Origin of the sequence: Saliphagus sp. GCM10025317 (assembly GCF_042663665.1) — an archaeon.
In the GTDB taxonomy this organism is placed as follows: Archaea; Halobacteriota; Halobacteria; order Halobacteriales; family Natrialbaceae; genus Natronosalvus.
The window spans coordinates 219480-236271 of record NZ_JBHTAQ010000007.1; the positions used below are offsets into that span (position 1 = coordinate 219480).

Consider the following 16792-nt stretch of genomic DNA (forward strand, 5'->3'; position numbering starts at 1 on the left):
GGCGATTCCAAAACGGGTGGCCCGCAACCACTCACTCGAGGGGCTTCTCCATCGAGACGAACGCGTAGTCGTGACGCGAGGACTCGTGGTACTCGGTCGGTTCGTACCCGCGTTCGCGGTACCACTCGAGGAGGAACGGGTGTTCGTCGAACGTCGTCAACTGGACGCAGTCGTACCCGCGCTCGCGGGCGAGCTCCTCGACGCGGTCGACGAGCGTCGTCGCCACCCCTTCGCCCTGCCAGTCGGGGTGAACCGCCAGTCGCTCGAGGTACGGTTCGTCGCGCTCCTCGAGGAGACGGACGGTGCCGACGAATTCGTCTTCGTCTGTGGAGGTTTCGGAGCCTGTGGGGGTTCGGACGTCATCGGTGGGGGGTGCCGCGGGGCCGGTGACTGTTGCCGCGCCGTCGGCGCTCGCGACCAGCGTCACGGCCTCGCGCTCGAGCCACTCCGCGACGGTTTCGGCGTTGATCTCGGTCATTCGCGAGGGGTAGCCGAGCTGGGCGGCGCTCGCGTAGGCCTGCCGATAGAGCCGCGCGATGGCGGGGGCGTCCGCGCCCGTCGCCCGTCGGATGTCGAGACGGGACATACTCGAGGTACGGTCAGGAGTGCAGAAAGAGCCGTCGAGTCGCCCCCGGGCGGTCACCTGAGCTCGAGTATCGATCCGAGTCGCCAGAGGCTCCAGACGACTATCACGACGACGATGCCGCCGAACACGACGAACAGCGGGAAGTCCTCGAGCCCTGGCGGCTGGAAGTCGGTGAGACTGAACACGCCGAGCCGGTCGAGCAACCAGCTCGCGACGACGACGGCGAGCGCGATGCCCACGACGGCGACGGCGAGTCGGTTGTCACGGATTCGATTCGCGCTCGCCGTCCGCTTTGATTCCCTGTTTCGGTCGGCCATGGCGTCTCGACTCGTTTCGGTGTGGAGATAGACACGGAGGCCGTGAAACCGTAGCCCCTGCAGGTTCCGGCCGCGGCCTCGATTTCCGATCCTGCGGCTTGCCTCCCGATGCCCGAAACTGACAGGTTCTGTCGCTGATGCAAGTGCTTTTACGCTTCGCGGCGGTCTTTAGGGGTGAATGCCGTCATCTCCGTACGGAGACGCAGATCCGGCACTTGCCGCCTACATCCGTCAGCAGGAAGCCATCGCCGAACTCGGCCAACAGGGGCTCGAGACCGACGACCTCGATCAGCTGATGCACGACACGACGGTGACGGTCGTCGAGACGCTCGACGCCGACTACGCCAAGGTCCTCGAGTTGCTTCCCGACGGAGAGGCGGTCTTCCTTCGACAGGGGGTCGGCTGGGACGACGGGCTGGTGGGAACCGCGACGGTGCCGACCGACCAGGACTCACAGGCCGGTTTCACCCTCCTGACGGAAGAGCCGGTCGTGGTCGACGACCTTTGCACGGAGGAGCGGTTCTCCGGGCCTGACCTGCTAACCGATCACGGCGTCCGAAGCGGCGTGAGCGTCATCATCGGTTCGGTGAACGACCCGTGGGGCGTCTTGGGCGTCCACACGACCGAAGCACGCGAGTTCACCGAGCACGACGCGACCTTCGTCCAGAGCGTCGCCAACGTGCTCGCAACGGCGATCGAAAACACGCGGACGCAGCGGCGATTCCAGGCGGTCTTCGAGGACCCCAACATCCTGGTCGGGCTGCTCGAGCCGGACGGGACGGTGATGGACATCAACCAGACGGCGATGGAGTACATCGACGCCGATCTCGCCGACGTGACCGGCGAGATATTCTGGGAGACGCCGTGGTGGGGCGAGGGAGACGACGTCCGGGCCGACGCAAAGGAGTGGACCGAACGCGCCGCAGCGGGCGAGTACGTCGAGTTCGAGGCCGACCTCACCCGGCCGGACGGCGAGCGGTACACCCTCAACGGGACCTTCAGACCGGTGACGGACGACGACGGCGACGTCGTCTCGATCATCGTCTCCGATCGAGACGTCACCGAACGGAAGCGACATCAGCGGCGACTCAGGAAATCCGAACAGCGCCACCGCACCCTCGCCGAGAACTTTCCCAACGGGATCGTCACGATGTTCGACGACGACCTCCGGTACACGCTCGCCGCGGGGCTGGCCTTCGACGACCTGCCCGTCTCCTCGAGCGACCTCGAGGGGCAATTCGTCAGGGAGGTGTGGCCGGACGAAGTCGGCGAGACGCTCGAGTCGGCGTTCCGGGACGCCCTCGAGGGCGAGACGCGAACGGTCGAAGTGGAGTACGCCCACCGGGAGTGGATTATTCGCGCCGTTCCGCTCACCGACGACGACGGTACGGTGTTCGGCGGAATGACCATCGCCCAGGACGTCACCGAACAGGTCGAGCGCCAGCGAAAACTCGAGGCCTCGAACGAACGCCTCGAGCAGTTCGCCTACGCCGCCTCTCACGACCTCCAGGAGCCCCTGCGGATGGTCTCGAGTTACCTCCAGTTGATCGAACGGCGCTACGGCGACGACCTCGGCGAGGATGGCGAGGAGTTCCTCGAGTACGCCGTCGACGGCGCCGACCGCATGCGTGAGATGATCGACGGCCTCCTTCAGTACTCCCGGGTGGATACGCAGGGCGACCCGCTCGAACCGGTCGACCTGGACGACGTCGTCGACGACGTGATCGAGGACCTCCAGCTCCAGATCGAGGAGAGCGGCGCCGAAATCGCCGTCGGGTCGTTGCCCCGTGTCGAGGGCGACGCCAGCCAGTTACGACAGGTGTTCCAGAATCTCCTCACGAACGCGATTGCCTACAGTGGTGACGAAACCCCGAGCATTCGAGTGACGGGCGATCGACGCGGCCAGCGATGGCTGGTCTCCGTTCGCGACGAGGGAATCGGCATCGACCCCGAGGACCAGAATCTGGTCTTCGAGGTGTTCCAGCGCCTCCACAGCCGCGACGAACAGGCTGGAACCGGTATCGGCCTCGCGCTCTGTCAACGGATCGTCGAACGCCACGGCGGGCGCCTCTGGGTCGAGTCCGAGCCTGGCGAGGGGTCGACGTTCTCGTTTACGCTTCCAGCAGCCGAAGAGTGACGAACGGGTCGCTGGAACCGCTTCGAGTCAAACGATGGCCGTCTCGTCGTCGATGAACGTGTGATACCACGCGACGTAGGTGAGGATCAGCCAGAGCGTTCGCCCGACCGACTCCTCGCCGCGACGGTGGCGATCCCGCAACCTCGCGGCCCTGTCCGCGTCGACGTACGGCGTCCGCTCGAGGCGCCCGCGGTCGAACCACCGTTCGATGGCGTCGTGGTCTCCCCGGAACCAGTCCTCGACGGGTGGTCGCATCCCCATCTTCTCGCGCTCGAGGATCTCCCTGGGAAGCAGGTCGCCGACGGCGCGTTTGAGCACGCGTTTGACGTCCTGGTCGGTCGCCTTGTACTCGATCGGGAGCGAGTGGGCGAACTCCACGATGTCGGCGGACAGGAACGGGACCCGGAGCTCGAGTGACTGGGCCATGCTCGTGTGGTCGGCCTTGAACAGGTGGAAGTTCGGGAGCGTCTGGCTCGTCTCGAACGCCGAGATGTGCTGTTCGGGCGTCGGATCCTCGACCCGGCTCGTCACCTGGCTCACGCTCGAGCGGAGGCCCGACGTCTCGGCGGTTTCGCCCGTCGTGAGGAAGTCGTCCGGCTCGGGGCGGAACGGCATGAATCCGCAGGTGTTGTGGAGGACGAGTTCGGTGTTGTCCTTCAGCCAGGAGTAGTACTGCAGGTGTTTGGAACCGACGGGCGCCACCGTGGCGACCGCGCCGGCGACGTCGTGGGTGAACTTCGGGAGGAAGTCGACCTTCCGCTTGTACTGGGGCGCCTGCTGGTACCGCGAGTAGCCGGCGAACAGTTCGTCGGCGCCCTCACCGGCCAGGGCGACCTTTACGTCCTCGCGGGCGCGCTGAGAGAGCAAGAAGAGTGGCAGCATCTGTAGGTGGCCGGTCGGTTCACCGAGGTGGCGAATCATGTCGTCGAACACGTCCATCGAGGAGAGGTCGACGTGCACCTCGTGGTGATTCGTCCCGAAGTGATCCGCGACGAGGCGGGCCTCCGCGCTCTCGTCGAAGCGCTCGTCGCTGAAGGCGACGGAGTAGGTGTCGAGTGGCTCCTCCCGGAGGTTCGAGGCGATGCCGACGATCGCCGAGGAGTCGAGGCCGCCCGAGAGGAACGCCCCGACGGGGACGTCCGCCATGAGGCGCTGTTCGACGGATCGCTCGAGCAGGGTCGACAGTCGGTCGGCGGCGGCCGCGAAACTCGTCGTCGCGCTGCCGGTCTCGACGTCGAGGAAACTCCAGTACTCGCGCTCTTTGACGCCGTCAGGGCCGATCTCTACGGTATGTCCCGGCTTTACCTTCCGGACGTCTCGAAGCAGCGTCTGTGAGCCCGGCGCGTACTCGAGCGAGAAGTGGTTGAAGACGGCCGCAGGGTCGATGGATCGATTCACGCCGCCGATCAGGAGCGCTGGGAGTTCGCTCCCCCAGACGTACCCCGCGTCCGTTCGTCCGTAGTACAGCGGCTTGATGCCCATCCGGTCGCGAGCCAGAAAGATCGTCTCCGACTCAGCGTCCCAGATGGAGAAGGCGAACATGCCCTCGAGGTGGTCAACCATCCGGTCGCCGTACTCCTCCCAGAGGTGGACCAGGACTTCGGTGTCGGACTGGCTCTCGAAGCGGTGGCCGTCCCGCCGGAGGGACGCTCGTAACTCGTCGTGGTTGTAGATTTCGCCGTTGAAGACGACGCCCACCGTCTCGTCCTCGTTCCACTTCGGTTGGGAGCCGCCCTCGAGGTCGACGATGGCGAGGCGTCGCGCCCCCAGCATTACCCCTGCGTCGCGGTCGATATACTTACCTTCGTCGTCGGGTCCTCGATGTTCGATCCACTCGAGCATCGACGAGAGCGTCTCCTCGTCGACCCGACCGTACGCACCAACGATGCCACACATACGAACGGCATTCGGCGTTTGGGTCGTTGTTATGTCGTCGCTACCGCGTCGTAGTGGCTTCCTGATATGTGTTCGGGAGACGACTATATTCCAGAACGAACTGTCTCGTTGTGTGTGAGGAACGTTGCTCGGGGACTGAGTTTGAACTTCAACTGACCGATCGCTGTTGCTCGCGAGTTGCTCGCACAGCGATGCGAGGGTTGGGATTTGAACCCAAGGACTCCTACGAGAGCGGGTCTTAAGCCCACCGCCGTTGGCCTGCTTGGCTACCCTCGCACAGAAGGCAACTCGAGGATTGCCACCGATGGGGGTTGTGCGTTTCGGTGTCGGTTTCGTACACTCGAGAAAACTCCAACTGCGACAACTCGAGCGCCTTCGAAGCCCTTACACGCACGACGGGCCACCCTCGAGTATGGAAACGGACGACGTCACGCGGGTCGAGTGGCGCGAGTGGGGAGCCGACGCCTTCGACGAGGCGGCCGACCGGGACGTCCCAATCTTGCTCTCGCTCACGGCGACCTGGTGCGACCACTGTCACGAGATGGACGCCGAGACCTACGCCGTGCCAACGCTCGCGGCCAACGTCAACGACGGGTTCGTCCCCGTCCGCGTCGACGTCGACCGCCACCCGCGGGTGCGCGACCGGTACAACATGGGCGGGTTTCCCTCGACGGTCTTTCTCGCCCCCGACGGCTCCATCCTGACGGGTGCCGGCTACCTCGGTCACGACGGCCTTCGCCAGGTGCTCGAGCGTGTTCGGTCGGTGTGGGAGACGAAGGGTGCCGATGCGGGGTCGATTCCGCGGCCGTTACAGGACACCGAACCGCCGGCAGGGCAGCTCACGGCGGACGTCGAGCGCCAGATGCTCGGCCAGCTCACCGACCAATACGACGAGGTCGCCGGCGGCTGGGGCGAGGAACCGAAGTTCCCGCTGCCGGACGCCCTCGAGTTCGCGCTCAAGCGCGACCGGGAGATGGCGCTGCGGTCGTTCGACGCCGTCTCGGCGAACCTGCTCGACGAGTACGAAGGGGGCTTTTACCGCTTCGCGACGGGCAAGGACTGGTCCGGTCTCCAGCACGAGAAGCTCCTGGACTCGAACGCGGCGCTCCTGCGGGCGTTCGCCAACGCCTACCTCTACACGGGCGAGGACAGTTACCGAAAGCCGGCCGAGCGGACGCTCGAGTATCTGACGACGACGCTGTGGGTGCCAGAAAGCGGTGAGGACGGGGACGACGGCGACGGCCGGTCCCTCGGCGGCGCCTTCGCCGGCAGCCAGGCCCCCGGCGATCCCGAATCCCACGTCCTCGAGGCGAGCGACCGCGAGGCGGTCGACCAGCCCCCCGTCGACGAAACCGTCTTCGCGGGAGCGAACGCGCTCGCGATCGACGCCCTGTGCACCTACCGGGCCTACACCGACGACGAGCGCGCCGGGCGGTACGCCGAACGCGCCCTCGAGACGCTTCGAGACGCGATGCTCGAGGATGGTGTCGTCACCCACTATCGACCGGTCGGGGCCACCGGTGGATGGAACGTCGAGAGCGAGCGCGGACTGCTCGCTGACCAGGCCCGAGTTCTGCAGGCGCTGACGAACGCGCGATCGATCCTCGGCGCCGACACAGTGGACGACGCGGTCGCCGTCGCCGACGCGACGATCGACCGGCTCCGGGTCGGCGACTCGTTCGTCGACGGCCCTCGATCCGGCGCGGGGCTGCTCGAGCACCCCCTGCGACCGCTCGACGCGAACGTCGAACTCGCGGATGCCCTGCTCGACCTCGGGGCGATCACGGGCGAGGATCGCTACGAACGGGTCGCTCGCGAGACCCTCGAGGCGTTCGCCGGGGCGAGCGATCGCTTTTCGGTTCAGGTCGCCCGCTACGCGAGCGTGGCAACGCGCGTGCTCGAGGGATCGCTCGTGATCAGGGTTGGAGCGCCGGCCGGTTCGGACCTCCACCGGGCGGCCTGTCGCATCGCGGATCACGAGAAGGTCGTCGTCCCCGACGCCGCTGACGTCTCGGACGTGCCCGAGGGAGCGGCGATCGCCGAACGCGGGTCGCGAACAACCGAGCCCGCGACAACGCCTGCAGAGTTGAGTGATCGCGTCTCGAACCTCCTGGCGTAGGTTTTCCTTCCTTTTGGGGAACTCGCCGGGCGGTCAAACTATCCAAGCGTTTATGGACGTCGCCTCTCGAGAGAGTAGTATGGCCACACTCAGGGACCTCGGCCTCTCGGAGTACGAAGCACGGGCGTACCGGGCCCTGCTCAACACCGGTCCCACAACGGCGAAGGAGTTGTCGCGCGCGAGCGACGTACCAATGGGGCGGATCTACGACGTCCTCAACAGCATCGAACAGTACAATCTCGTGCGAAGCCAGACGGCCAGTCGCCCGAAGAAGTACGTTGCCGTCGAACCGGCGACGGCCCTCGACCGCCTGCTCGACGACAAAAAGCGCGAACTCGAGGAGAAGGCCGAGCAGTACGAGTCCATCGTCGACGACCTCGCGAACGAACTCGACGCGGCCGAACCCGTCGAGGAGCAGTTCTGGACGGCTGCGGTCGGTCCCGACGAGACGATCGACCTCCTGCTCGAACGTTTGGCCGCGGCCGACCGGAACATCGTGATGGTCGCCGCCGACCCCTCCCCGCAGGTGGACATCCGGACGGTCGGCGACGAGGTGCTGGCTCACCTCGAGGCGGCCCTCGACAGGGGCGTCTCGGTGAACGTCCTGATGAGTCGGAGCCTGGTCAACGCTCTCTCGCCGACCGTCGGGCGTCGGTACCAGGAGGCCCTGCAAGAGCGCGAGGACTTCGCGGTGCGGACGAACGAGGACGTCCGCGGGTCGTTCAACGTCATCGACGACGTCGAGGTGGTAATCCAGGTGCCGAATCCGCTCGGATCGGGCGAGGCGTTCGGTATGATCGACCTCAAGGATCCGGAGTTCGCCGCCGACGTCCACGAGAAGTTCCTCCCCCGATGGGAGGAGGCGATACCGCTCTCGTTCTGAATCGAGTGAGAGAAGCATCATTGCCACGTCGGAATCGGGTCACGGTAGCAACACTTTAGGACCGAACGCTCGAACCCCGGCGTATGTCCCCCACGTCGCCCGCCGACTCGTCGATCTCTACCTCTGCCCCCGCAATCGAGGCTCGAGGCCTGACCAAGCGCTACGGCGACGAGACCGCCGTCTCGGACCTCGACCTCGAAATCGCGCGCGGCACCGTCTACGGCTTTCTCGGGCCGAACGGGGCCGGCAAGACGACGACAATGCGGATGCTGACGACGCTCACCCGCCCCACCTCCGGGACGGCCCGCGTCGCCGGTCACGACGTCACCGACCGAAACGCCGTCACCCCGCACATCGGCTACCTCCCCGAGGAGCCGCCGATCTACGACGAACTCAGCGGCCGCGAGCAACTCGAGTACGTCGCGGGCCTCAGAGATCTCCCGAAAGCGGAGGCGAGCGAGCGCATCGAGTCCCTCCTCGAGCGCTTCGACCTGCTCGAGGACGCCGACAAGCGCATCGACGCCTATTCGAAAGGGATGCGCCAGAAAGTGGGCGTGATCCAGGCGGTCCTCCACGAACCCGCCGTTGCCTTCCTCGACGAGCCGACTAGCGGCCTCGACCCGCGGGCGGCCCGAACGATGCGAGACACCATCGCGGACCTGGCCGACCAAGAGATGACTATCTTCCTCTCGACGCACATCCTCTCGGTCGTCGACGAACTCGCCGACACCATCGGCGTCCTCCACGAGGGGACCCTCGTCGCCGAGGGCGACCCCGAGACGCTGAAGTCCCGGGCCGAAACCGGCGAGAGCGGGAGCCTCGAGGACGCCTTCCTCGAGATCACCGACGACAGCGAGGCGGCGGTTCGAGGTGCCGAAAAACGAGTCTGAGCCGGGATTCGATCCTGGGCCTGGCCTAACCGCGATCAGCTGACGTACCCGTCGAACGCACGAACCGCGTAGCCCGCCGACAGCGCCGGCCCGGCGAGTCCCGCGAGGAGCGCGACCCAGGCGAGCACGAGGACGGCGGCGCCCGGAACGGTGAACGTCACGACTGGCGCCATCGTGACCAGCGACGTCGCGACTGACGTAACTGGGTCGGCGGCGTCGGTGTAGATGATACCGAACGCCCCGATCGGAATCACGAGCGCGAGCGTGTAGGCGACGAACGCGGACTTGCTCGGCATAACCGCCTCCCGGTTCGAGGAGATGGTAACGCTGCCGAATCGGGGGAACAGCGAGCCGATACCGACGGCCAGCGCGGGCGCGGCGACGGCGCCGACGGTCGTCGCGGGAACCAGCAGGGCGACCCGCTCGAGCGACAGCGGACTCACGAGGCCGACGGCGAGGCTGACGACGACGGCGACGGGGACGGCGACGAGGGCGCTCGCGACGAGGCGGCCGGCGACCATCTGTCGACCCGAGACCGTCGACGTGAGAACGGCTGGCAGTGCCGGTCCGAGGTCGCCCAGCGGGTTGAGCGAGACGAACGCGCCGGCGCCCCAGACGACGTACAGGCAGGTGAGCACGGCGATATAGGACGGAATCGTCCCCGCTCGAGCGATCTCCTGGACGAAGAAGGCCGCCATGAACAGCGGGTAGGCGACGTACAGCAGGCGGATGGGCGCGCGCTTCGTTCGGCGGAGGGCCGTCACGGCGACGGTTCGAACCGGCTGGCTCAGGCCTGGCTCGAGCAGGCTCGCAAGTCGGCTCTCGCCGGCGTGTTCCGCGACGACGCGCTCGTCTTCGTCTTCGCGGAACGGATCGGACCGCCAGTGGATGGCAGCGAGACGGGTGCCGACGACGATGGCGAGCGCGGCGAGCGCCACCGAACCGACGACGCCGACGACGGCGCGTGGCATCGAGAACGTGACGTTCGGAAGGCCCGCCAGCAGGAGGTGGCCGGGCCAGCCGAGGGGCGTCCCGTCGAGGAGGTCGAACAGGACGCCGGTGACCTGGTCGAACCAGCCGAGGGCGATCGACCCGAAGTAGGCCGCGCCGACGAGGACGAGAATCGGGGTGCGGTAGCGTGCGATCGGCTCGTAGACGGTGATGAGGTGGCGGATTCCGACGCCGAGGGCGAACGCGACCGGGAAGGCGGACAGGAACAGCACGGCGACCGTCGCCGGGGCGACGAGGACGGGCCAGATCGTACCCGTCCCGTAGGCGAACGCACCCGACAGCAGCACCGAAATCGGGAGCAACCAGGTTCCGAAGGCCAGCAGTTCCGACCCGACGAGGCCGACGACGAGCGTTCGAATCGGGGTCGCCGTCAGGACGAGTGCGGGTTCGTCCAGGTTGGCTACGGTCGAGACGACGCGGATCGTCGCGAACGCGACCAGTCCGATCCACGCCATCGCGACGCCGCCGGTGACGACGTCCGCGACGGTGAACCCGGCGATCGGTTCGACCGGCCCCGCGGCCAGCGCTTCGCCCGCGACCGGTAACAGGAGGAGGCCGACGGCCATCATCGGGCCGAGGGCAACCAGGAGGATCCCGACGCTCAGGAGGAGCTTCGTTCGGTCGCCGACGACCGTGCGAACCGTTCGCCGGTACTCAGTCGTGGCGATCGTGGCGGGGACGAACCCCATCAGGCCGTCACCTCGAGCGAACGAGGTTCCGCCTCGAGCGACGCTTGGAGTGGGTTACGAATCAGGGGGCGGCACATAGGCCCCCCTGTGCGGGCCGCCCGCGTAAATCGTTCGGTCCGCTGTCACCTCGCTACTGACCGTCGCCGTTCGCTTCCGCTCGCAGGGTCGCGAAGTCGACGACGCGCTCGGCGTGCGCGTTGTGCTGGTGGATCGACTCGTCGTTCGACTGGGACATGCGGACGACCGCGTCGTCAGGCAGGTGGCCGAACTCCTCGAGAACGCCCTCGGCCATCGCGCGGACGCAGTCCTCGACGAACTTCGCGTCGCTGTGGGCCTCGTAGGTCATGTGGTCCTCGTCGGGGCGCTTCGCGAGATTGTAGATGTGCGCGCTCATCGAGTCCCGGGCGACGTCGATCACGTCGTTCAGGTCTACGTCCGGCGCGCCCTCGGATTCGATCGTGAGCGTCGCGTGGCCGCGTTGGGAATGACCCGGCTGAGGAACCTCGTCCAGGAACTCCGTGATTTTCTCCTCGGGCACGTCGAGGTCCTCGAGTTTCTGCTTCGCTCGCGCGACGGACATCCCCTGGGAGCACGGGCAGACGGTCATGCCGACGACGCGGGCACCGACCTCCTCGCGGGTTCCCTCCTCGGTGGCCGTCGCGGAGGCGATGACATCGACGGTGTGCTGGGTTTCCCGGTCGCTCGCCGGCGTCTGTTCGCGGCGCATAAACTCGGCCTTCATCGAGACTTCAGCCTTCGAGGTGTAGTCGTGTTTCTCGAGCAGGCGCTCGGCAGCGTCGCCGCAGACGTCCTCAACGCGGTAGGCCTCCTCGCGGGTGGCCTCCTCGAGGGTCTCGTCGATGACCTCCATGTTACGGCTCATGTCCGCGCCCTTGCGCCAGGCGGGGAGATCGACGAAGACCTCGAACTCCGCCGTGAACACGAGCGGGCGTTTGTCCTCGCGGGCGATCTTGACGAGTTTCTCGACGCCGGTGACGCCGACCTGGCTCAGTCCGACGGTGACGTCGGGCGCGCTCGCCTGGACGTCGGGCAACTGGTGACTCATTGGTCGCACTCGGGCCAGAACGCGATTAGGCCTTTCGGAAGGGGCTCATCTGTCGAGCTCACGGACGATAACTCCGGTACTTTCGACCCCTCGCTTTCGGGCGAACGATGACCCCGATCGTTCCTTTAAGTACTTCTGGTCACAAGGTAGAGCTATGAAGGGCATTTTGGCGTCGTTCTCCCTCGCGAGCCACCGCGCCGGGCCAACCCGTGCACCTCGGTAGCACCTCTCTCGCCTTTAAGTGGTTCTGGTCACAAGATAGAGCTATGAAGGGCATTTTGACACCGTCACGTTCCTCGAGCGACGGCGCTCGCAGGCTCTCGGACCGTCGACGACGGGAACGAGCCGTTCGGTCCTCGACCACGACCGTCGCGTCGGGCCGTGACGACGGGATTAAGGGCGTGTGGTGACTAGGTTCCGCGAATGAGTACTCCGGCGCTCGAGGTCGTCGAGTTCCTGCTCACGGCGAGCATCTACTCGAACGACCGTTCTCTCGACGAAAACGACCTCCCGCCGGCGATCCGCCGGGTCTTCTGGACGGGCGCCGCCGGTGGGACCGACGATGACGACACCGACGACGCGTCCAAAACGGGCGACGCCGCGAGCACAGGCGCGGGTTCCGGCCGCGAACGACGCCACCGCGGCGGCATCTCCCGCCCGCTGTCGGCGACCAACACGACCATTCGCGAAGCCACCGGCGTCGACCGCCCGTGGAACGCCGTCAGCGACCTCATGTTCACCGAGCGCGACGACTTCTCGGGGTCGATCTCGCTCACCGAACGCGACCTCGCGGAGCGGTGGTACCTCGAGCGAACCGACGCCGAACGCATCCAGGCGAACCCGACGCTCGCGAAGCACTTCGAGGGGCACGAGGACCTCGCCTTCGACGTGAACTACGAGGCTGCCCGCGAGCAGAACCGCCCGATCCAGGCGGACCGGGTGTGGATCGACGGCCTGCTTCAGGAGTACTTCGAGGACGAGGAAGACGAGGAGATGCTCGACCTCGTGGAAGTGCGTGCGCCCGAGGAGGTCGACATCACGCTCGACGATCTGGTGTTGACGCCGAACCAGGAGTCCGAAATCGAGAAGATCGCCAAAGCGATCGAACACCGCGACTACCTCGCCCAGATCGGCCTGCGCGAAATCGGAAAACTGCTGTTCGTTGGCCCGCCGGGCACCGGGAAGACGTCGACGGCCCGCGCGCTGGCTCACGACATGGACCTGCCGTTCGTCGAGGTCAAACTCTCGATGATCACCAGCCAGTACCTCGGGGAGACGGCCAAAAACGTCGACAAGACGTTCGAGGTCGCCAAGCGGCTCTCGCCATGTATCCTGTTTATCGACGAGTTCGACTTCGTCGCCAAGACCCGCCGAAGCGACGAACACGCTGCGCTCAAACGGGCGGTCAACACCCTGCTCAAGAGCATCGACAACGTTTCGCTCATTCAGGACGACGTCCTCCTGATCGGGGCGACGAACCACCCCGACCAACTCGACGCCGCGGCGTGGCGGCGCTTCGACGAGATCGTCAACTTCCCCAAACCCGACACTGGGATGCGTTCGGACATCCTGCGGGTCATCACCCACGCGATGGACATCGACGAGTTCGACCCCGACGCGGTCGCCGACGCGACCGAGGGGATGACCGGGAGCGACCTCCGAATGGTCATGCGGGAGGCCGTCCTCGAGGCCCTGACAGAGAACCGGACGACGCTGACTCAGGCAGACCTCCTCGAGGCCGTCCAGGACTTCGAGGAACGGGACAACCTGAAGAACATGGACATGATCGACGGCGATCACGAGGCGCTGGTCGCAGGCGGGGACCTGGGTGCGGCGAGCGACGGTGGGCACTCGCACGATCACAACCACGACCACTGACTGCGATCACGACCACGACCACGATCACTGGCCGCGGCATATTCCCGACTCGAGATACCGAACCGCGTGTCGACGTGTAAGCGGCCGCTTCGGCGCAGTGATCGCGGCCCCAATCGACCCTCGAGAATCGTCACGAACGTTTTGACGAGATTGTCAACACTCTCTTTAGAGCTACTGTTGTGCTCCAGCGTATGTCACGGCAGCCAGTCGATCGGCGATCGGTTCTGAAAGCGTCCGGCGCCCTCGCCGGAGCGAGCGTGCTCGGTCTGCTCGGATCCGCGCCCATCGCGGCGACAGACGGGATCGAAACCACCAGCGGGGAGACCGAACCGCGCTACGACCTCGGCGACCCCGAGTCACACTCCATCGAGGTGGAGTTCACTTTCGAGAACCGGGACGGTGAGGAGGTGACCGAGTCACCGTCATTGTACGGTGAGGTCATCCGCCCAACCGACGCGGACGGCGAACCCGTCTCCGACGTGCCGGTGATCCTCACGTACTCGCCGTACAACGACCTCTACCAGGCGCTCAATGGCGGCGAGAGTCCCGCGAAGGGCGCCATCGCCGACTTCTTCGTGCCGCGTGGCTACGCCCGCGCCCAGTTCGACCTCATCGGGACGCGCAACTCGGGGGGCTACTACGACTACGGCGGCATCCGCGAGCGTCTCAGCGGGAAGGAACTGATCGATGCACTCGGCGAGGCGGAGTGGACCAACGGGAACATTGGGATGATCGGAGGCTCCTACGACGGGACGACCCAGCTGGCGGCCGCGATCGAAGCCCCCGAACACCTGCAGGCCATTGTCCCGCAGGTCGCCATCGACCGCTGGTACGACTATCGGTTCCACGGCGCCTGCCCGTGGGACACCTACGGGACGCCGACGCTGTTCGACTTCGGCTTCGGCCTTATCCCGCCGGCGGCGGTCGAGTACCCCGAAGAACTGCTCGACTCGCTCACGACCCGCGTCGAGCCCAGCAACCGGCTCGAGCACGAAATCCGATCCTACGAGTACGATCCCAGTTACGACGAGTTCTGGATCGAGCGCGACTACCGCCGACGCGCCGCGGATGTCGAGTGCCCCGTGATGATGGAGGCCGGCTGGGAGGACCGCAACGTCAAACGCTGGGGATCGACGCGGTTCTACGAGGCGCTCCCCGACGACCACCCGAAACGGCTCGTGGTCGGCGACTGGGGTCACGCCGCCGGACAGTACCCCGACAGCCCGGCGATGTATCACGCCTGGTTCGACCACTGGCTGGTCGACGGCGTCGAGACTGACGTGATGGACCTCCCGCCGGTTGACGTCCAGTCGGCGTCCTCGCCACGGACGCAGTTCGACGTCTGGCCGCCAGCTACCGCCGAGAAGACGGCGTTCCCGCTTGTCCGCGACGACCCCGAAGCGGGCGAACTCGATTTGCTGGGAACCGGCGTCTCGAGCTTCGAAGATGCCTCGCCGCCCGTGGACGAAGACGGGATGTTCGCCGAACGGTCGTCCGGGCCCGACCACCTCATGTTCGAGAGCCCGCGCCTCGAGGAGTCGGTGCGAGTCGCCGGGCACGTCACCGCGGACCTGCTGGTCGCCTCAAGCGACGACACCTGGTTCACGGCCGTCGTCTACGAGCGCCGGTCCGACGGGAGTACCCGGCCTTTTGCTCGGGGCTTCTGGAACTCGCGGTTCCGAGACGGTATCGACGAGGAGTCCCCGACGCCGACGGACGGAGCCTACCGCGTCCCGCTCGCCTGCTGGGACATAGACTGGACCCTCGAGGCCGATTCCCGACTCGGCGTCGTCGTCGCCTCCGACAACGCCGACTGGGTCAGACACGACCCCGACAACGAGTCGACGAACCAGGTCGTCCTCTCGGAGTCGTGTCTCCGGTTCGACGCCATCGCCGAGGGCCTCGATGCGCCCACGTTCCCCACCGCGACCCTCTCGCGCGAGCAGGATTCGTCGGCCTACACCGCCGGCCAGACGGCCAGGATCGACCTCACCGTCGACTCGACGACGGAGGCGACCCTGGTTCGCGACCGCCTCCCCGACGGTTGGACGGTGGTAGGCGGCGACGACCACTCGATCACCGAGGTCGAGGGGACGACGTACGTCGAGTTCGACGACTTGCTCGAGGCGGGCGACTCGGTGCGTTACTACGCGGAGGTTCCCGCCGAGACGGGCGAGCACGAGTTCGGCCCGCTCGAGTACAGCGCGAGCGGCGACCTCTGGGCGAGCGCGTCCGGGACGACGGCGTCGGTCACCGTGGTCGGTCTCGACACGTCGCTCTGAGCCCCTCGAGGTCACTCGAGGCCTTCGGACCGGGTGCGCTCGAGGCCGCCCGGAGGCCGATCGACGGATCCCTGAACGGGAGCGGGTAACACCCTTATCCCCCACGGCCGTATCTCCCGCCGATGACGTTCCCTCCCTCGAGCGCCCGGTCCCGGAGGTGGCCCTGACCGTGGAGGTGACGCTGCTCGGCACGGGCGACACCACCGGGACGCCCACCGTCGGCTGTGACTGCGAGACCTGTCGGCTGGCCCGAGAGCGCGGCATCGAGCGCACTCGATTCTCGGTCCACGTGGAGAACGAGCGAACGGGCGAGTGCCTCCTGATCGACGCCAGTCCCGACTTTCGCTACCAGTTTCTCCGCGACGAGGTCTCCCTGCCCGACGCGGCGATCATCACGCACATTCACTTCGACCACCTCGATGGGCTGGGCAACGTCTTCCGCCTGCTCCGTCACCTCGACGTCTACGCGGCCAACGAGACCGACCCCGAGACGGGAAAGAGCGTCGCCGAGACCGTCGACGCGGACTACCACTACCTTGAGGCCGTGACCGTCCACCCGCGGACACCGCTCGAGCCGTTTTCGACCTGCGGGCTCGAGGTCACGCTGGTTCCGGTCGTTCACCCGCCGCTGGTCTGTTACGGGCTGGCGGTCGAGGACCCGGAGACGGGTGCGAAGCTGTCGATCACGGGTGACACCAGCTACGCGATCCCGGACGACTCGCGGGCCGTCCTCGCCGACCCCGATCTCCTGCTCGCGGAGGCCATCGTTCCGGCACACCTCGCCGACAAGCACCCCATCGGTGGCCGCCACGAAGGACCCGACGGGGTTCCGCGGACGTTCGGAACGAAACACATGACGCGCGAGGGGGCACTCGCGCTGGCCGACGAACTCGCGGCCGAGCGCACCCGACTGGTGCACCTCGCGCACTTCTACCCGGCGGAGGAGGCCTTCGAGGAGCCGTTGGCGGTGGACGGGGAGCGCTACTCGCTGTAGACCTCTTTACTTCCCTCTCCCCTTCCTCGAGTCAGCGCCCGCCC

At 66.6% G+C, this 16792-nt stretch carries 12 protein-coding genes and 1 tRNA gene; 7 read left to right on the forward strand and 6 right to left on the reverse strand.

From position 1 onward, the window contains the following. Positions 1-31 precede the first annotated feature (31 nt). Positions 32-586, reverse strand: a complete 555-nt coding sequence (locus ACFQS4_RS15680) for a GNAT family N-acetyltransferase (protein WP_500194160.1) — start codon at positions 584-586, stop codon at positions 32-34. A gap of 53 nt (positions 587-639) precedes the next feature. After that, a complete protein-coding gene (locus ACFQS4_RS15685) occupies positions 640-903 on the reverse strand; it encodes a hypothetical protein (protein ID WP_500194162.1) in 264 nt (87 codons plus the stop codon). A gap of 178 nt (positions 904-1081) precedes the next feature. Between ACFQS4_RS15685 and ACFQS4_RS15690 the strand changes: the two genes are divergently transcribed. Then, positions 1082-3040, forward strand: a complete 1959-nt coding sequence (locus ACFQS4_RS15690) for an ATP-binding protein (protein ID WP_500194165.1) — start codon at positions 1082-1084, stop codon at positions 3038-3040. 27 nt (positions 3041-3067) lie between these two features. On the opposite strand, the gene asnB is transcribed toward ACFQS4_RS15690, so the two are convergent. Together asnB and ACFQS4_RS15700 are read right to left on the reverse strand one after the other, a co-directional pair. Then, positions 3068-4936, reverse strand: coding sequence for an asparagine synthase (glutamine-hydrolyzing) (gene asnB / locus ACFQS4_RS15695; RefSeq protein ID WP_500194167.1), 1869 nt, complete (start codon positions 4934-4936; stop codon positions 3068-3070). 192 nt (positions 4937-5128) lie between these two features. After that, positions 5129-5212 (reverse strand) — tRNA-Leu (locus ACFQS4_RS15700). A 136-nt stretch (positions 5213-5348) separates the two neighbouring features. Here ACFQS4_RS15700 and ACFQS4_RS15705 point away from each other — a divergent pair. From ACFQS4_RS15705 to ACFQS4_RS15715, 3 genes are all read left to right on the forward strand, one after another. Beyond that, entirely contained in the window at positions 5349-7055 is a 1707-nt protein-coding gene (locus ACFQS4_RS15705; RefSeq protein WP_500194169.1) for a DUF255 domain-containing protein, read from the forward strand. 79 nt (positions 7056-7134) lie between these two features. Further along, positions 7135-7938 (forward strand): TrmB family transcriptional regulator, encoded by an 804-nt coding sequence (locus ACFQS4_RS15710; RefSeq protein ID WP_500194171.1) that lies wholly within the window; start codon positions 7135-7137, stop codon positions 7936-7938. 83 nt (positions 7939-8021) lie between these two features. After that, a complete protein-coding gene (locus ACFQS4_RS15715) occupies positions 8022-8828 on the forward strand; it encodes an ABC transporter ATP-binding protein (protein ID WP_500194173.1) in 807 nt (268 codons plus the stop codon). A 35-nt stretch (positions 8829-8863) separates the two neighbouring features. Here ACFQS4_RS15715 and ACFQS4_RS15720 read toward each other — a convergent pair whose 3' ends face one another. Then, positions 8864-10528, reverse strand: coding sequence for a hypothetical protein (locus ACFQS4_RS15720; protein ID WP_500194175.1), 1665 nt, complete (start codon positions 10526-10528; stop codon positions 8864-8866). 130 nt (positions 10529-10658) lie between these two features. Next, positions 10659-11594: a GTP cyclohydrolase MptA gene (gene mptA, locus ACFQS4_RS15725; RefSeq protein WP_500194177.1), complete on the reverse strand. Its 936-nt coding sequence runs from the start codon at positions 11592-11594 to the stop codon at positions 10659-10661. Between the two features lie 423 nt (positions 11595-12017). Between mptA and ACFQS4_RS15730 the strand changes: the two genes are divergently transcribed. The 3 genes from ACFQS4_RS15730 (at position 12018) to ACFQS4_RS15740 (ending at position 16748) form a co-directional block, all read left to right on the forward strand. Next, a complete protein-coding gene (locus ACFQS4_RS15730; RefSeq protein ID WP_500194179.1) occupies positions 12018-13472 on the forward strand; it encodes an ATP-binding protein in 1455 nt (484 codons plus the stop codon). Between the two features lie 191 nt (positions 13473-13663). Further along, positions 13664-15754, forward strand: coding sequence for a CocE/NonD family hydrolase (locus ACFQS4_RS15735; protein ID WP_500194181.1), 2091 nt, complete (start codon positions 13664-13666; stop codon positions 15752-15754). A 169-nt stretch (positions 15755-15923) separates the two neighbouring features. Next, the gene (locus ACFQS4_RS15740; protein ID WP_500196633.1) at positions 15924-16748 is read left to right on the forward strand and encodes an MBL fold metallo-hydrolase; all 825 of its coding nucleotides are present in this window, start codon (positions 15924-15926) and stop codon (positions 16746-16748) included. Positions 16749-16792: the final 44 nt, after the last annotated feature.